The sequence below is a fragment of the Saccharolobus shibatae B12 genome, from assembly GCF_019175345.1.
Classification (GTDB): Archaea; Thermoproteota; Thermoprotei_A; order Sulfolobales; family Sulfolobaceae; genus Saccharolobus; species Saccharolobus shibatae.
On the sequence record NZ_CP077717.1, the window covers coordinates 1448091 to 1463730 of the forward strand.

A 15640-nucleotide genomic window follows, 5' to 3' on the forward strand; every position below is an offset into this window, starting at 1 on the left:
TAAGAGTTATTTTTATAAGTTTATTAAGTTAGGAAATGTCTTGGGAAGAAGTATTTCGAAATTATCTTGATGATAAAGATATAAAGATTTTGAAACTTTTAAATCAAGACGCAAATATCTCTGATGCTAGGCTTGGAAAATTAGTCGGACTATCAAAGACCGCCGTAAGATTAAGAAGAGTAAAGTTACAAAATTCAGGGATCTTAAAAATAGTTGGTGTAGTGGTTTTACAAAACTTAGGTGTTCCGTATGCAGATCTTTTAGTAAAATTAAAGAATGATATAGTACTAAGAGAGCAATTTATAAACAAACTCATTGCTGATGATCTAGTATATGAAGTAACAGAATATATGGGAGATTGGGATCTTCTTATTAGGTTATTTCATAACAATATCACTAAATTGAAGGACGAATCATTAAAAATAATTAGTGATAAAGCTGTTCAAGATTACAGAATTAGTTATGTAGTAAAAACTTATAAGGCATGGGGAAAATCAATTCTTTCAAGTATATAAACCTTACTCGAAAATTCATAGACTATTGGACTACAACATATTAGTTTTTCGAAATATACATAGAGGGACATGCGACTAAACTATAGCGTTAAGGATAGTTAATTTTGGTGAAAACATTTTCTTCTAAACTATAATAATACTTTTATTCCATTTTTAAACACTAGAAATTATGACAAGAAAGGAAGAAATTAGCTCAAAATACGATGATTATTCACTAAAGGAAGTGCCAAAGGATTCCAGATACGGCTTCTTTAACGTTTTTCTAGTATTTTCGTCTGTTTATGGTGCAATAGCTGTAATATGGGCCGGAGGAGCACTAGGTTACGGTCTCACATTTTCTCAAGCTATAGCAGCAGTGTTGTCAGGGACAGTAGTGTTGGGTATTTTAGGTTCATTAACTGCGGCTGTTGGAGCTTATAGTGGTCTTTCCACTTATGTTATGTGGAGACATCCTTTAGGAAGATGGGGAGGTAAGATTGCTGGACTATTGCTGATAACCATAACTACGGGAATAGGGTGGTATGCAGTAGAAACGTGGCTATTTGGTATAGTAATGAGTGAGATATTCCCAAATAATCCATTCTTTTCTGTTGGAGTAGCTGCGATTTGGGGAGGGATTCTGATGACAATAATGACATATGTAGGTTATAGGATGCTGTCTTTCCTAAGTTACTTTACAATTCCATTCCACGTATGGCTGATAGCAATAGGAATTGCAATAGTATTAGCACTTAAAGGTGGATTTCACACAGTTATGGCAGCAGTTCCAACAAGTCATATGAGCTTGCTTGATGGTATATCCGCTACCATTGGATTATATAGCGCTGGGACTATAATTTCTCCCGATATCTCCAGATTTGCCAAATCAGCGAAAGATGCTGGCTACGCGTGGTTCGCTCACATAATTTTCTTATATCCATTCTTAATATTGGGAGGAGTAGCAATAGTGTTAGCAACTGGTTCCTATTTAATAACTAACGCGATGCTAGAGTTAGGTATGGGAGTTGGTGTTTTATTAATTATAGTTTTCGGTCAATTCATAATAAATACTGACAATCTATATAGTGGTTCCTTATCATTAGTTAACCTAATTCCAATGAGACGTGAAATCGCCTCCATAATTAACGGTGTCATAGGTACTGCAATTGCAGCATATGTTGGATTCTCTGCAGGTTCGTCGATAACTCCCTTTGAGAACTTTATCTCTTTATTAGGAGACTTCTTACCTGCAATGGGAGGAATTGTACTAGCTGACTTTTACATTGTCAAGAAATACATTAATAAGATCCAAGATCCTCATAAACGATATCAATTCGTACCAAATAATAATTATTACAATATAAATATTGCAGGAATATTAGCCTTAGCATTAGGTTCAATAGTAGGTTACTTCGTAAATGCCGGTATACCAGCAATAAATTCCTTAGTTACCGGCTTCTTATCCTACATTATAATATATTACATTATCAAAGCTTTAGGTAAGAGTCCGGAAATACTGCCGTTCAATTACGAAGGAGGGATATTAAGATGAACTTATTTGACAACTACAAAATATTTACTATATCCAACGTTATAATGGGATTAGTGTTTAGTGCACTGTATTTCATAACGAGCGGGTTTATACAATACTACAACTTAGTTTACGGCATTCTTACATTAGCAATAGCCATATGGGGAATTGGAAGATATTATCTGAAAAATGTAGAAGACGATAAAATAAGAGTAGGAGTTCAGACAGCTTGGCTAATAGTGTCCTTTGCTTTAGGTTACATATCTATAATTTATGCCCCTGTTCTATTCACGAAGTTAGAAATAATAGTAATTGAGTCCATTCTATCAATAATACAAATTTTGTGGGGTTCAGTATTATTGGCAATTTCATATAGGAAAGGATACTCTGTCATAAAGGTGTAACTAAATGGAAACGTATTTCATTGAAGAGAGAGATTTACAAAACTTAGTTACTGGAGCGTCTTTTTTAGGTACTGGAGGTGGAGGGGATCCCTACATAGGGGGACTTATGTTAAAAAGGGAATTAGAGCTTGTAAAAAAGATAGAAGTCATAACTGGAACGAAGTACTCAAATAGCAAATCCTTCGTTTTAGGTAGCGCAATGATGGGAGCTCCTATAGTGATGATAGAAAAAATACCCAATAGCTCTGAAGCTAAAAAGGCTCTTGAAGTTTATTCCAAATTTACCGGTAATGAGGTTGAATACATCACACCATTGGAAATGGGTGGAGTTAATTCAACGATCCCATTAATAACATCAGCTAAGACTGGTATCCCAGTAATTGATGGAGATGGTATGGGAAGGGCATTTCCAGAATTACAAATGACTACCTTTTACTTTTATGGCGTTCAACCTTCTCCGATCGTAATATTCGATGAAAGAGGCAATGTAAGTATAGTACAAGGTATAGATGGCTATTGGTCTGAGAAAATAGCAAGAGTTATTACTGTAAGATACGGAGGAAGTGCATACATCGCCCTATATGGTACGTCATTATCAACTTACTTAAATACTGCTGTACTAGGCACACTGAGTTTAGCCTTAGAAATAGGTGAACTATTAAATCAAATGCGTCTTGATGATGTCTTAGACCTTTTAAAGGCAATGATAATGTTTAAAGGTAAGGTAGTAGACGTGCAAAGAAGAGTAGAGAAGGGATTCTCTAAAGGCAATGTAATTATAGATGGCATAGAAAACATCAGTAAACAAACTATGAAGATTGATTTTCAAAATGAATTCTTAGTAGCTAGGATTAATAATAACATAGTAACTACTGTACCAGATCTCATAACAGTTTTAGATTTATTCACGTTAAAACCCATTACGACAGACAGAATAAAATATGGTCAAAAAGTCATGGTTATCGGTATACCTTCAAGTGTTAGACTGAGGAGTAAGGAAGCGTTAAGATATATAGGACCCAGAGCCTTTGGATATGATGTGGATTTCATACCACTCGAAGAAAGGTGGAAGAAGGTTGAGAATTAGAATAGGTATTGATATTGGTAGTACTCATACGGATGCAGTAGCATTAGAAGGTAAAGAACTGATAGTAGCGGATAAAGTAATGACTACGCCAGACTTAACCACTGGACTTTTAAATGCCATAAGTAAAGTAATGGAAAAACTTGGAGAAAGAAAAAACGAAGTAGATACACTGATGATAGGAACTACTCATGGTCTAAACGCTTTACATCAAGGTAAAGGCTTAAATAGAGTAGCAATCATTAGAATTGGCTTACCGGCTGGGGAAGGAGTTCCTCCAGTATTTGACTGGCCCGAGCAACTGGCAAGCTTTGTTACCTATAAATATATGGTAAGAGGAGGGCATGAATATACTGGGGAAGAAATAGTAGAGATGGATGAGGACAAAATAAGGAAGATCGCTGAGGATATAGGCGGTAAAGTCGATGCCATAGCCATTAGTTCAATATTTTCAGTGGTAAATTCATCACATGAGATTAGAGCAAAGGAAATTTTAAGAGAGAAAGGAATTAATGTCCCCATAGTTCTTTCTCATGAAATCGGTGGAATAGGACTGTTAGAGAGGGAGAATTCAGCAATCTTAAATGCGTTAATACTTAAAATCTTTGAGAACTTAATAAATAAAATCAAACAGTTACTATCTTCTTTGGGCATAGAAAACGTGAAACTATTCTTTGCACAGAATGATGGAACTGTAGCTTCTGAAGATTTTATCAAGAACTATCCAATATTCACTGTAGCAGGGCCAGTTTCAAATAGTATTAGAGGAGCTCACTTACTGACTGGAATAAAAGATGCCATAGTGATGGACGTAGGAGGGACTACGACAAATGTGGGTGTTCTCCATGAGGGATATCCCAGAGAATCCTCATCTGTTGTAGAGATAGCTAAAATAAGGACTAATTTCAGAATGCCTGACATATACACGATGGCATTGGGAGGAGGTACGATAGTTAATAAAGAGAAAATAGGACCAGAGAGCGTGGGCTATGCGTTAATAAATAAGGGAATAGCATGGGGAGGCGATACTTTAACTGCAACAGATGTAGCTATGATAGTAAAAGGAATAACAATAGATGGTACAAATCCGCAGTTAATAATTAACAAATTCCCTCCGGAGTACTTGCTTAGTATATACACTAATATGGTAGGAATGTGGGAAGACGCTATAGACTTAATGAAAACTTCAAAGGACGATGTAACGGTAATTGTTGTGGGTGGTGGAAGTATAATGGTTCCAGAGAAATTAAAAGGGGCAATGGAAGTTATAAGACCACAAAATGCACAATACGCCAATGCGATAGGTGCAACATTAACCAAAGTTGGCGCTACAATGGAAAGGACGTTCTCTTATGATCAAATAACTAGGGAAAATGCTATAAAGAGTTTAATTGATGAGGCTAAAAGTCTAGCCATAAAAGCTGGAGCCTTACACACAACAATAGAAGTTAGAGAAATAGAAGAAATGCAAATTCCTTATCTACCCGGAAATTCGGTGAAAGTTAAAGTTAAGGTAGTTGGTGAATTTTCTTAATTTCTTTAACTACCATTTCCTTAATCTTGTCATACCCTCCAACCTCTTTCCACTTATTACTTACGGGAATTTCTACTATTCTCACTTTTACTCCATACTTGAGGGAGTCAGAAGTCACTACGTTATTATTATAATCGATTAAATTGATAATTTCAGGTGATATTGAGAGAATCTTCTCTTCTTTAAGGAAGCTCAAATACTCATTTTTAAATACTACTTCGGCATTTTCACCCCTATACTCTTCGAGACCGTTAATTTTAGCTATACCAATTGCAAATCCTCCTAAGTTAAATCTCTTTACATCAACTATTTTACCTTCGAAAATTATCTTACCTCTCGCTAAGCTAATCATTTCATCTAATCCTTGTTCTGTTAACGTTTTACCTAATTCGAAAGCTAGGCTTACTGTACCCAAGATAGCTCCCTTAATGTAATCCCTACCAGATGCAGGGTAAAGCGAGATGTAACCCCTTCCACCGAATCCCACAGTTATACTCCTTGCAATGCTCTCTGCCTTGAAGTTATCAACAGCGTCTATAATAACGCAATTTTCACGCTCATCACAAATACTCAAAGGTGTTGCCTTATATCCCGCGAAATGCATAGTGGTCATATATAATTCTGGAAAGGCTCTACCCTCATAATCTCCATCTACTAATGGTTTCTTACTCATTAACGATGCCATAAATGGGACGACTGAGTTTATACCACCTATTTCAATGGAAGTTATTTTAGTAGGTTCTTTTCTCAAAAACTTAGTTAGGGTCATGAGTGATCTATAATACTCATAACCCGCGGGGATCTTCTCTATACCTATCAATGGTGACCCCATACCGCCTACTCCTATTATGAAATCTCTATCTTCATCAATCTCGTCAGTATATTCAACGTAATCTACATTCATCTGAAGCATTTTTGCTTTAACAATTTTGTATCCTAAAAACGGATTTCCACCACCACCAGAACCTAATATTGAACTCCCTATTGCGAGATTGTATAGATCGTTAACAGATATTCTCATGTTTTCTTATAATCCCTCTAGTAATATAAAGTTTAAAGTTTGATTCAACATCATTTAATAGCAACCAAAGATCTAGCTAAATCTCAGAAAGACGAGTCTTTAGTATAGGGCAAAAGTATACTGCTCTTTTTAAAATATTTATACAAAAATTATATACTATTAGGTCTTTTTATGGTGTTTTTGTATAACTTAATTAGGAATCGTTTAAGTGGAACTAAGATTAATCCATTTCGCTTCGTTATAAATTACTCAACTTTCGCTCATCTCCTATTTAAAAAAGTAAGATTAGCAGAATCACCTTAATGAGTGTATAACTCTAATAATTTACTTATAATATATTATTAAAAAAGAATTCATGCTTTAGCTTGTTCTCCTCTAAGGTCTACATCTTTAGTTTCCTTTAATGTTAAAACTCCAACAATTGCTATAATCCCGTAAGTTATTATCAACACAACTAGGTATGGCCAAGCGAATTTTGCTCCATGAAGCGCACTCACGATATATGTAGCCAATATTGGTGCTAAACCTCCTCCATAGACTTGAGATATTTGATATGCAAGATTAGTCCCAGAAGCCCTATACTTAGTTGGAAAGTGCTCAGTGTAAAACGCGGGCTGAGCAGCGTAGGCTATGCCCACAGTAAGTGAGAAGAAGAGTATTTGTGCAGTTAGAGCTGTTCCGTAATTTCCAGTCCCTATTGCGATCACATAGGGATAGGCCAATACTACCATTAAAAGCATGCCCGTTAATATAGTCCACTTCCTTCCAATTCTATCCGCTAATGCCCCAGAAAGGAACATAAATATTATTGCTACTAATGCAGCAAAGACATTGGACAGAGATGCTAGTCTAGAGGGTATTCCGTTAAGTGTCATATATGATATCCCGAACACTTGGCTCAACCAAAAGGCAGCCCCTACTCCAGCATTTATCATGGAAAGATGTAATACCAGTGTTCCTTTTTCCTTTAATACTTTAGAGGCTGGATATTCAACTATTTGTCTCTTTTCTCGAATTTCCCTAAATAACGGGCTATCTTCTAATCTCAATCTTATGACCAAACCTAACATTGCCGCAATGAATCCTATTATAAATAATATTCTCCAACCGTAGCTGTAGACCGCATTTAACGGCATGGTGAACGTTATTAACGTTACACTTCCAGATCCCAGTATTATCCCTATTGGTAAAGTCTGTCCAACCCAGCTCCCCCAAAAAGCCCTTCTTTTAGTATTGGCTGCAGCTTCCACGATCCACGTTGATGCACTTCCAAACTCACCTCCAAACGAAATCCCTTGCATTATTCTGAAAATTGTAATTAAAATAAGTCCTAGACCACCTATGACACTATAACCCGGGGTGACACCAATTCCAAGCATGGCCAAACCCATAAGTACAATAGCCCATACCATGGCATCCCTACGACCTATTCTATCACCTACGTGTCCCCATATATACGCACCAATGGGTCTTATAATTAGACCCAGTCCGTATATTGATACCGAGGTAAATATTGCAGCAGCTAATGTGGTTCCTGGACCAAAGAAAATATGTGGCCATATCAGTGAAGCAACAGTACCCGTCACAAGGAAATCGTATTGCTCTATTATACTTCCTATTAATACGCCTAGCGTAATAAAACCTAGACTTGAATTAGAGGAAGGCACATACCATCAATCTCTTCTCTAAATTAAGAGTTAAAAACCTTTCTACAATAAACTACTAAAGGTAATTTTAAAATAGACTAAAATTCTGTGTTCGGTAATGGAAACTTATGACGTCATAGTTGTTGGGGGAGGAAATGCTGGGCTTGTGGCATCGATTACTGCAGCAGAGTTAGGTAAAAAAGTTCTACTTATTGAGGCAGCTCCACCTAACGAGAGAGGTGGGAATACTAAATATACTAGAGATATAAGGTATGCTCACTCTTCAGAGGATAAATTCACATCCGGGGAATACACCAAAATTGAACTCTTTAATGACTTGAAGGGCGTTTCAGGAGATGGATTTAATCAGCAATTGGTTAATATGGTAATTGACGAATCGGAAAGTATACCAGATTGGATGTTAAAACACGGTATAATTTTTAAGGGGAGTATTAGAGGAACTCTAGGTCTCTCTAGAACTAACGCGTTCTTCTTGGGAGGAGGTAAGGCACTAGTTAACACTTATTATAGAGTGGCTGAAAAATTGGGCGTGAAAGTCCTCTACAGTTCAACGCTAGTTGACTTTAATATAAAGGATAATCGATGCGAGTCCATTGTAGTGTACTCTAAAGAAGGTGAAAGGGAAATTCCAGTTAAAAGCCTAATACTTGCATCTGGAGGATTTGAGGCTAATGTGGATAAGCTCAAGGAGGTATGGGGAGAAAGAGCAAACAACTTCATAGTAAGAGGAACTAAGCACAATAGGGGAATTCCCTTATTTCAGCTGATTAAATACGGTGCGGAGACTGTGGGTCCAAAGAAGGGTGGCCACATGGTAGCTGTTGACGCCAGAGCACCAAAATTCGATGGTGGAATAGTCACTAGAATAGACGCTATTCCAGTAGGTATAGTTCTCAATAAGAGAGGAGAGAGATTTTACGATGAGGGAGAGGATATGTGGCCTAAGAGATATGCAATCTGGGGACAATTGATTGCAGAGCAGCCAGATCAGATAGCCTATGCCATAATAGACTCAAAAATGGTGAACGACTTCATGCCCACAGCGTATCCCCCTATCACAGCAATGAGTTTGGACCCTCTACTGTCTCAACTCGAAATCGACAAGGAAAAGGCGGTTAGTACAATAAATAGTTACAATCAGGCTGTAGTTGAAAAAGGTAATTGCAACCTTTCAATTCTTGACGAATGCCACACGGTTGGAATTCAACCGCCAAAATCGCATTGGGCTAGAAAAATAGATACACCCCCATTTTACGCATATCCACTAAAGCCTGGTCTCACATTCACCTATATGGGATTGAAAGTTAATAAGGAGGCAAGGGTATTAACAAGTGATGGTGAGTTCGAGAACATATTTGCTACTGGGGAAATCATGTCTGGAAACGTCTTGACGAGAGGTTATTTAGGTGGATTCGGATTAACAATAGGTACAGTATTTGGATGGAGGGCTGGGGAGTATGCAAGCGGTAAACATTGACGATATTTTAAAAGAGGCCGAGAGACAGTTAATGATATGTAATGCTTGCCGTTACTGTGAGGGATATTGCGATCTCTGGGATGCTATTGAGAGGAAGAGGAGCTTTCCCCCTAACGACGTTTTCCATCTTTCTAATCTTTGCCATGATTGTAGAGACTGCTATTACGCTTGTCAATACACTCCTCCCCATCCATTTAGCATTGATATACCGGGAATTCTAAGCAAAGTTAGGGAATTGAGTTATCGGAGATTTGTCTATCCCAAGTTCATGCAGAGGTATGTTTCTAGCATTTATAGATTCATTAATTACATTTACGTTATTCTCACTATCATAATATTTGCCATATCAATATCCCTCACGCTTTTTCTACATGGGTTCTCCCTTTTCAGAACCTACATTCCCTATCAATCTCTTCTTCCTCCTTACATATTCTTAGCCGTTGAGTATTTGTTATATATTTACGTAGTGTTTATGTGGTACATGGAGGCTAGGAGCTATTGGAAGTCTATAAGTAATGGGATAAGGTTCAGTCTAGGGGAGGTTCTGAAAGGAGTTAAGGATGCGTTAATCCATAAAGACTTTACTGGAGGAGGTGCAGGATGTAGCTATCCCTTAGAGTATTTTCCAGATCAAGGGAAGAACCCTAAACCTAGTAGATTTAGACTCCACGCTCATGCCACTGTTGTAATTGGGTTCATCATAGATCTGATTTCCATCCTGTTTTACCCATTTAAAGGAACAGTTACTCCTGCGATTTTCCTTATAGGATCTATTATGATCGCTGTGGGAGCCCTATCACTTCTTTATAAAAGGAAATATGATAGATTAGTACATGAGGATGGGGGTTTAGCCTTTACGCTAATGTTAAGCATAGCGAGCATATCTGGTATAATAGCTATAGTACTTTCCCTTTATCATCAACCATTATACGCTGTGTTCTTCCTTCTAAGAGCTTCCATAATAGCTTCACTATTTATAATGGCACCATATAGTAAGTTCGTACACTTAGTTTTCAGATTAGTATCGTTGATGAGGGATAGATTTGAGGAGTATAACGTTAAGAAGTGAAAGTCCAACAATATGTATGTCTCTGAAATGGGGTCTCAAAACATGTTCAGTAGCGTTTTATATCACAACAAGGCTTTTAATGGTAAAGTTTTATACTATAACTGTTTAGCCTAATTCATGTCCTACCTAGCTACATCGAATATAAAATTATAAGAACATTTATTCAATCAAAAGTTTATAATTATAAAGCTATTTTTCTTTCTAGGTTAAATTTCATCAAGATACTAGCTGGAACTTCCTATACGCTCTAATTATTCACTTTATTTCTTCTGGTGGCTTTATACCCCTAAAATTCACATAAATCAGTAAATCGTATACAATTTTTATCACTCCCGCAAGGATGAAAGGTGCTGAATATTTGCTCAATTCAATAAGATAGGTAGAAAAGTAAGGGGAGATTACTCCTCTGTTAATCTTCACCTTGAGATGATAGTAGAAATTGGTAAGCCATAAAAATACCATTAGTCCAGTAATTTTGAGAAGAAAAATATTAGAAATAACAACGTCAATAGTAAAACACTTTAAAATCTCATTTAAAGCTTAATTCCGATTTATCCCTATAAATGGTGAATATTAAGCGGTAGATTATATCAGTAATTATCGTTCAATAGAATTTTCATTACGTCAAAGGATAAAGGAAATCACTTCTTCTATACATATAAATATTTTATGGTACTCATTGTATAGGATAAAAATATAGGGAACTATAAACGGGATTTAAATGATAATTGTTTGGTCTTTTATGGTAAATTGCGAAAAATTGTACTAAAACTTAACGTAATCACCACCCTAAAGCATTATATATTTTTAAAAATATATTTTACTCGTGTCATTATTTAACTTATCACTCGTAACTTTTGAAATAGATCATGAGGATTGTTGGAGTAAGCTTACGTCAGATTACCCTGTACTAATAAAGACCATTTTTGCAAAGCCGAGTAAGGGAAAAGACTACATTTTAGGAATGGATGAAGTTAAAACGCATAACAGAAGGGCTTTTAAGGGATTTTTAAAGTCGTTCAGAAGGGATAAGAGCATTTACGAGATTGTACAAATCATAGAGTTGGATAGCAGGAGGGGGATTTATAGGATATTATTTAAAGAAAGATATGAGAACATGATAATGGGAATTATAGAAAATTATATGACGCTATATATGAAAGATCTAATAAAAGACGGTAATGAAAGATTGTTATTAATCATGCCTTCAGATGAAGTTGTAGCGCTTAAGAGGGATTTGGAAACATTAGGGGAGATCCATTACTTCAATGCTAAACGTGTAGACTTCAACGACTTTATACCAACCTTTTTTGATCTTTCTGAGCAAGAAAGGAATGCCGTACTTCAAGCCATAAGATTAGGGTATTATGAATATCCTAGAAAAATAAACCTAGAGGAATTAGGAAAGATTATGGGAATATCAAAACCCACATTGGAAGAATATTTAAGGAAAGCCGAGAAGAAGGTTATGTCTAAAATATTTAGGGAGTTTTACCAACAAGATCTACTCTTTCACTCTCCAGATTATTAAGCTCTAACCATATTATGTTTAAAAATTTACCGGACAAAATGCATATCTCCATATAAGTATGGATCCTTACTTATAAACTATATATAACATAAATACCAATAATGAGTGAACCTTCAGATCCTCTAAAAGCACTTGATGAGGCTAAATTAACATCCACGCATTATAGATGGACAGTCTTATCTGCTTTAGCGGACTTCCTCGACGCAGGAGCCATAGTTGCAGGTGGAGCTTCAGTAAGTATATGGATTTCCCTCTTCCATCTTAATTCCCTTCTCTTAGGTATAATAGCTGCGTTAAGTCCAAATGCCTTTGCCGCTGGTATAGGAGCTTGGATAGCTGGACCACTCGGTGACAGATATGGAAGAAAGGCTATATATACATACGATCTAATCGTATATGCAATAGGTGCAATTATAATATTATCGGCAATAAATTACTATATGGTTATTATAGGGTATACTATAGTAGGGTTGGCAGTGGGAGTTGACGTACCAACAAGTTGGTCACTAATAGCCGAGCTAGCTCCTAAGAGGAATCGCGGAAGGTTAATGTCATTCACTAATTTATTCTGGTATATTGGACCCATAATAATATTGCTCCTAGGCATAGGCACGGTTCCGTTGGGTGTTAACTCCTTTAGAGTCCTATTCGGGTTTTTGACAATAGTTGCAATAGTAACATGGGTCCTAAGAAGAGGAATTGCTGAATCCGCTAGATGGGGATTAGCAAAAGGAAAAGAAGAAGTGGTTAAACAAGCATTAGAGCAACTAGGACAAAGTGTAAGTGCAATACCTAAGACTGAGACGAAAGCTAAGTGGAGTGATATGTTCAAATATTGGAAAGGATTAGCCTTCATGATCCCAATCTATATTTTCTGGGGCGTACCAGCTGGAACCTTTGGATTCTTCTTACCTTTCCTTATAGAAGATTTGGCCATCAAAAGTTCTGTAATAGGCGATTTGGTTCAAATAGCGTGGTTCGTGACTGCAATAATTGGAGTTGTTGGAGTATACATGCAGCTATCAGACAAAGTGAATAGGAAGCTACTATATGTAGTAGGTTCTCTTATATGTGCAATCGGTTTCGCATTACCTATAGGATTACCATTTAAGATACTTTGGGTTGCTCTATTTAATGTATTCCTATTTGGATTTGGCCATGGAATGGGATTATGGCCTCAAACTAGAGTCTGGTCAGTGGAGCTTTTCCCGACAGAAATAAGGAATACAGCTCAAGGTTTTGTATGGGGCTGGATGAGAATAGCATTAGGAATATGGAGCATCTTCGTGCCTTCTATAATTGACGCAATAGGTTACTCAGCAATAGCAGCAGTTGCTACTTCATTCTTTATACTAAATATTATCTTGGGGTTACTAGTAGGGCCCAAGAGTCAAGGAAAAGCTTTAGAAGAGGTGATAAAGGACTTTTACGGAGGAAAGGTTCCAGTATCTAAAGTAGTAGAATTAGATACAAAACTTCCTAGCAGCAAATAAATCATTTAGTTTAAAGGTCATACTTTAAGCCAAAACCTTTTTCTTCTCCCAGCTCGAAATATCCCTTTATTGGCTTAGGAGAATTCAAAACTCTATCCTCTAGCCATTTATATTTAGTTAAGTACTCAGCCATTGGTGCAATACTTTCTGGCTCGGATATTATAAAGTGCAAATTGTATATGTTAGAAGTATGAGGGATTACAACACCACCATAAGCTTCAGCCAATCCTGCAATTCTCTTCATTGGAGTTATCCCTCCAACCCATAAGGCATCGGGCTGTAATATTCTCACTCCGGAATCCAAAAGTCTCTTGAAATCGTAAACGTGATAGTGATGTTCACCAGCAGATATTGGAATATCTGTTCTTCTGCTCAAGTAGCTATAAGACTCGAAGTCATCAGGTAAGAAGGGTTCCTCAATCCAACTCAACTCATATTTCTCCAATCTCCTAGCCATCTTTAATGCGAAATTCAAATTCCAAGACATCCACGCATCTCCAGCTAAATCCACGGAGTAACCAACACTATCCCTTATAACTTTAACCAATTCGGCATTTCTGTCAACGCCTAAAGGATCAGAGGGACCACAGCAGAACCTCATCTTCATTGCAGTATATCCCTCTTCCACATAACTCCTGGCCTCCTTTTCCAACTCCTCCTTACTTGCGGGATGTAAGTGACTGGCGTAAGCCCTTATCTTATCCCTTGTTTTTCCTCCTAGTAGTTCGTAAACTGGAACTCCTAATAACTTCGCATATGCGTCATACATTAAAAGATTTATAACACTTATAGCGTGCATTGCTATCCCACTTCTACCAATTGGCAAGGTGTATCTATATAACAAATCCCACGTCATGTTTATTCTAGAGATTGGTAAACCCCTAACCAGATTAACTAAATTAGACATTACGAAATTACACACTGACTCAGAGATTTCAAGAATGGAATAAGTAGCGTTATCGTCTAGATCCATTCTTATAAAGCAAACCTTATCCATGAAAGCTGATTGAAATGGCGATAAAGATCCCAAATACTCTTTGTAATAATCAGTTGGTTTAACGTAAGGAAAGTTCTGCCTCGAAATACTCTCTGTGCTAATTACATATATCTTATCAATTTTTGCCGTCATGCTATAATATTTATCTGTTAAACTTTTATCTATTAACCCTAACTTGTGTGGATAAGAATGATAGTCTCACAGAAAGTGTATTCAACTAATCTTAGCATCTATCTAAAATTTAATATCAACCCTAACATGTTTGGAATCACCTTTTATTCCGTTACATGGAAAAATATAATCATGGTTAAATCAAAAGCAGCCCTTCTAAAGAAGTTCTCAGAACCATTATCAATAGAAGACGTTGAAATTCCAGAACCCAAGGGGGAAGAGGTGTTGATAAGGATAGGAGGAGCTGGAGTCTGCAGAACGGATCTGAGAGTATGGAAGGGAGTTGAAGCGAAACAAGGTTTTAGATTACCAATAATATTAGGTCACGAAAACGCTGGGACAGTAGTGGAAGTTGGGGAATTGGCGAAGGTAAAGAAGGGAGATAACGTTGTGGTTTACGCAACATGGGGTGACATGACTTGTAGATATTGCAGAGAGGGAAAGTTTAACATTTGCAAAAATCAAGTGATTCCTGGGCAAACAACAAATGGCGGTTTCTCAGAATACATGTTAGTTAAAAGTTACAGATGGTTAGTGAAATTAAACAGCCTTAGCCCAGTGGAAGCTGCGCCATTGGCAGATGCCGGTACTACTTCTATGGGAGCTGTAAGGCAAGCCTTACCGTTTATCAACAAATTCGCAGAACCAGTAGTGATAGTTAACGGTATTGGAGGGTTAGCCGTTTACACTATCCAAATATTAAGGGCATTAATGAAGAGCGTAATCATAGTTGGAATTTCTAGGAGTAAAAAGCATAGGGATTTGGCGTTAAAGTTGGGAGTCGATTACGCGGTTGAAATGAAAGACGCTGAAAATTTAATAAACAAACTCACAGACAGTTTAGGTGCTAGTGTTGCCATAGACCTTGTTGGCACTGAGGAAACTACTTATAATTTAGGTAAATTGTTGGCACAAGAGGGTGCAATAATACTGGTGGGAATGGAGGGGAAGAGGGTGAGTTTAGAGGCCTTTGATACCGCGGTGTGGAATAAGAAGTTTCTAGGATCCAATTACGGTTCACTAAACGATTTAGAAGACGTAGTAAGGCTAAGCGAAAGTGGGAAAATTAGGCCATATATTGTGAAGTTACCTTTAGATGAAATAAACAAGGCCTTTAAGGATTTAGATGATGGAAGAGTAGAGGGAAGACAAGTAATAACACCTTAG

At 37.0% G+C, this 15640-nt stretch carries 14 protein-coding genes; 10 read left to right on the plus strand and 4 right to left on the minus strand.

Features of this window, described 5'->3' with window-relative positions:
* Window positions 1-35 precede the first annotated feature (35 nt).
* The 5 genes from J5U23_RS07900 (at window position 36) to J5U23_RS07920 (ending at window position 5047) form a co-directional block, all read left to right on the plus strand.
* Entirely contained in the window at window positions 36-515 is a 480-nt protein-coding gene (locus J5U23_RS07900; RefSeq protein WP_218265782.1) for an Lrp/AsnC family transcriptional regulator, read from the plus strand.
* A gap of 169 nt (window positions 516-684) precedes the next feature.
* The gene (locus J5U23_RS07905; protein WP_218265783.1) at window positions 685-2046 is read left to right on the plus strand and encodes a purine-cytosine permease family protein; all 1362 of its coding nucleotides are present in this window, start codon (window positions 685-687) and stop codon (window positions 2044-2046) included.
* Complete coding sequence (locus J5U23_RS07910; RefSeq protein ID WP_218265784.1) at window positions 2043-2429, plus strand: hypothetical protein; 387 nt, start codon at window positions 2043-2045, stop codon at window positions 2427-2429. Before J5U23_RS07905 ends, J5U23_RS07910 begins: the two co-directional genes overlap by 4 nt.
* Before the next feature lie 4 nt (window positions 2430-2433).
* On the plus strand, window positions 2434-3516 hold the full coding sequence (locus J5U23_RS07915) for a DUF917 domain-containing protein (protein WP_218265785.1): 1083 nt from the start codon (window positions 2434-2436) through the stop codon (window positions 3514-3516).
* A complete protein-coding gene (locus J5U23_RS07920; protein ID WP_218265786.1) occupies window positions 3464-5047 on the plus strand; it encodes a hydantoinase/oxoprolinase N-terminal domain-containing protein in 1584 nt (527 codons plus the stop codon). Before J5U23_RS07915 ends, J5U23_RS07920 begins: the two co-directional genes overlap by 53 nt.
* Here J5U23_RS07920 and J5U23_RS07925 read toward each other — a convergent pair.
* Window positions 5022-6068: a DUF917 domain-containing protein gene (locus J5U23_RS07925; protein ID WP_218265787.1), complete on the minus strand. Its 1047-nt coding sequence runs from the start codon at window positions 6066-6068 to the stop codon at window positions 5022-5024. The genes J5U23_RS07920 and J5U23_RS07925 overlap by 26 nt on opposite strands.
* Before the next feature lie 353 nt (window positions 6069-6421).
* Window positions 6422-7735: an MFS transporter gene (locus tag J5U23_RS07930; RefSeq protein WP_218265788.1), complete on the minus strand. Its 1314-nt coding sequence runs from the start codon at window positions 7733-7735 to the stop codon at window positions 6422-6424.
* A 97-nt stretch (window positions 7736-7832) separates the two neighbouring features.
* On the opposite strand from J5U23_RS07930, the gene tcuA reads away from it, so the two are divergent.
* Window positions 7833-9212 carry an FAD-dependent tricarballylate dehydrogenase TcuA gene (gene tcuA / locus J5U23_RS07935; protein WP_218265789.1) on the plus strand — a complete coding sequence of 460 codons (1380 nt, stop codon included), beginning with the start codon at window positions 7833-7835 and terminating at the stop codon, window positions 9210-9212.
* A complete protein-coding gene (locus J5U23_RS07940) occupies window positions 9193-10281 on the plus strand; it encodes a hypothetical protein (RefSeq protein ID WP_218265790.1) in 1089 nt (362 codons plus the stop codon). Before tcuA ends, J5U23_RS07940 begins: the two co-directional genes overlap by 20 nt.
* 255 nt (window positions 10282-10536) lie before the next feature.
* Here the strand turns inward: J5U23_RS07940 and J5U23_RS07945 are convergent, their stop codons facing one another.
* Complete coding sequence (locus J5U23_RS07945) at window positions 10537-10743, minus strand: hypothetical protein (RefSeq protein ID WP_218265791.1); 207 nt, start codon at window positions 10741-10743, stop codon at window positions 10537-10539.
* Window positions 10744-11107: 364 nt separating this feature from the next.
* Here J5U23_RS07945 and J5U23_RS07950 point away from each other — a divergent pair, with 364 nt between their 5' ends.
* A complete protein-coding gene (locus J5U23_RS07950) occupies window positions 11108-11812 on the plus strand; it encodes a helix-turn-helix domain-containing protein (RefSeq protein ID WP_218265792.1) in 705 nt (234 codons plus the stop codon).
* Window positions 11813-11913: 101 nt separating this feature from the next.
* A complete protein-coding gene (locus J5U23_RS07955; RefSeq protein WP_218265793.1) occupies window positions 11914-13305 on the plus strand; it encodes an MFS transporter in 1392 nt (463 codons plus the stop codon).
* Between the two features lie 10 nt (window positions 13306-13315).
* Here J5U23_RS07955 and J5U23_RS07960 read toward each other — a convergent pair whose 3' ends face one another.
* Complete coding sequence (locus J5U23_RS07960; RefSeq protein ID WP_218265794.1) at window positions 13316-14434, minus strand: L-rhamnonate dehydratase; 1119 nt, start codon at window positions 14432-14434, stop codon at window positions 13316-13318.
* Between the two features lie 126 nt (window positions 14435-14560).
* On the opposite strand from J5U23_RS07960, the gene J5U23_RS07965 reads away from it, so the two are divergent.
* Window positions 14561-15640: an NAD(P)-dependent alcohol dehydrogenase gene (locus J5U23_RS07965; RefSeq protein WP_218267516.1), complete on the plus strand. Its 1080-nt coding sequence runs from the start codon at window positions 14561-14563 to the stop codon at window positions 15638-15640.

What these genes read in the sequence shown, in the direction of transcription:
- tcuA (WP_218265789.1), top strand. Translation starts at nt 7,833, where the DNA reads ATGGAAACTTATGACGTCATAGTTGTTGGGGGAGGAAATGCTGGGCTT.
- J5U23_RS07945 (WP_218265791.1), bottom strand. Translation starts at nt 10,743, where the DNA reads ATGGTATTTTTATGGCTTACCAATTTCTACTATCATCTCAAGGTGAAG.
- J5U23_RS07910 (WP_218265784.1), top strand. Translation starts at nt 2,043, where the DNA reads ATGAACTTATTTGACAACTACAAAATATTTACTATATCCAACGTTATA.
- J5U23_RS07905 (WP_218265783.1), top strand. Translation starts at nt 685, where the DNA reads ATGACAAGAAAGGAAGAAATTAGCTCAAAATACGATGATTATTCACTA.
- J5U23_RS07960 (WP_218265794.1), bottom strand. Translation starts at nt 14,434, where the DNA reads ATGACGGCAAAAATTGATAAGATATATGTAATTAGCACAGAGAGTATT.
- J5U23_RS07955 (WP_218265793.1), top strand. Translation starts at nt 11,914, where the DNA reads ATGAGTGAACCTTCAGATCCTCTAAAAGCACTTGATGAGGCTAAATTA.
- J5U23_RS07900 (WP_218265782.1), top strand. Translation starts at nt 36, where the DNA reads ATGTCTTGGGAAGAAGTATTTCGAAATTATCTTGATGATAAAGATATA.
- J5U23_RS07925 (WP_218265787.1), bottom strand. Translation starts at nt 6,068, where the DNA reads ATGAGAATATCTGTTAACGATCTATACAATCTCGCAATAGGGAGTTCA.
- J5U23_RS07940 (WP_218265790.1), top strand. Translation starts at nt 9,193, where the DNA reads ATGCAAGCGGTAAACATTGACGATATTTTAAAAGAGGCCGAGAGACAG.
- J5U23_RS07965 (WP_218267516.1), top strand. Translation starts at nt 14,561, where the DNA reads ATGTTTGGAATCACCTTTTATTCCGTTACATGGAAAAATATAATCATG.
- J5U23_RS07915 (WP_218265785.1), top strand. Translation starts at nt 2,434, where the DNA reads ATGGAAACGTATTTCATTGAAGAGAGAGATTTACAAAACTTAGTTACT.
- J5U23_RS07920 (WP_218265786.1), top strand. Translation starts at nt 3,464, where the DNA reads ATGATGTGGATTTCATACCACTCGAAGAAAGGTGGAAGAAGGTTGAGA.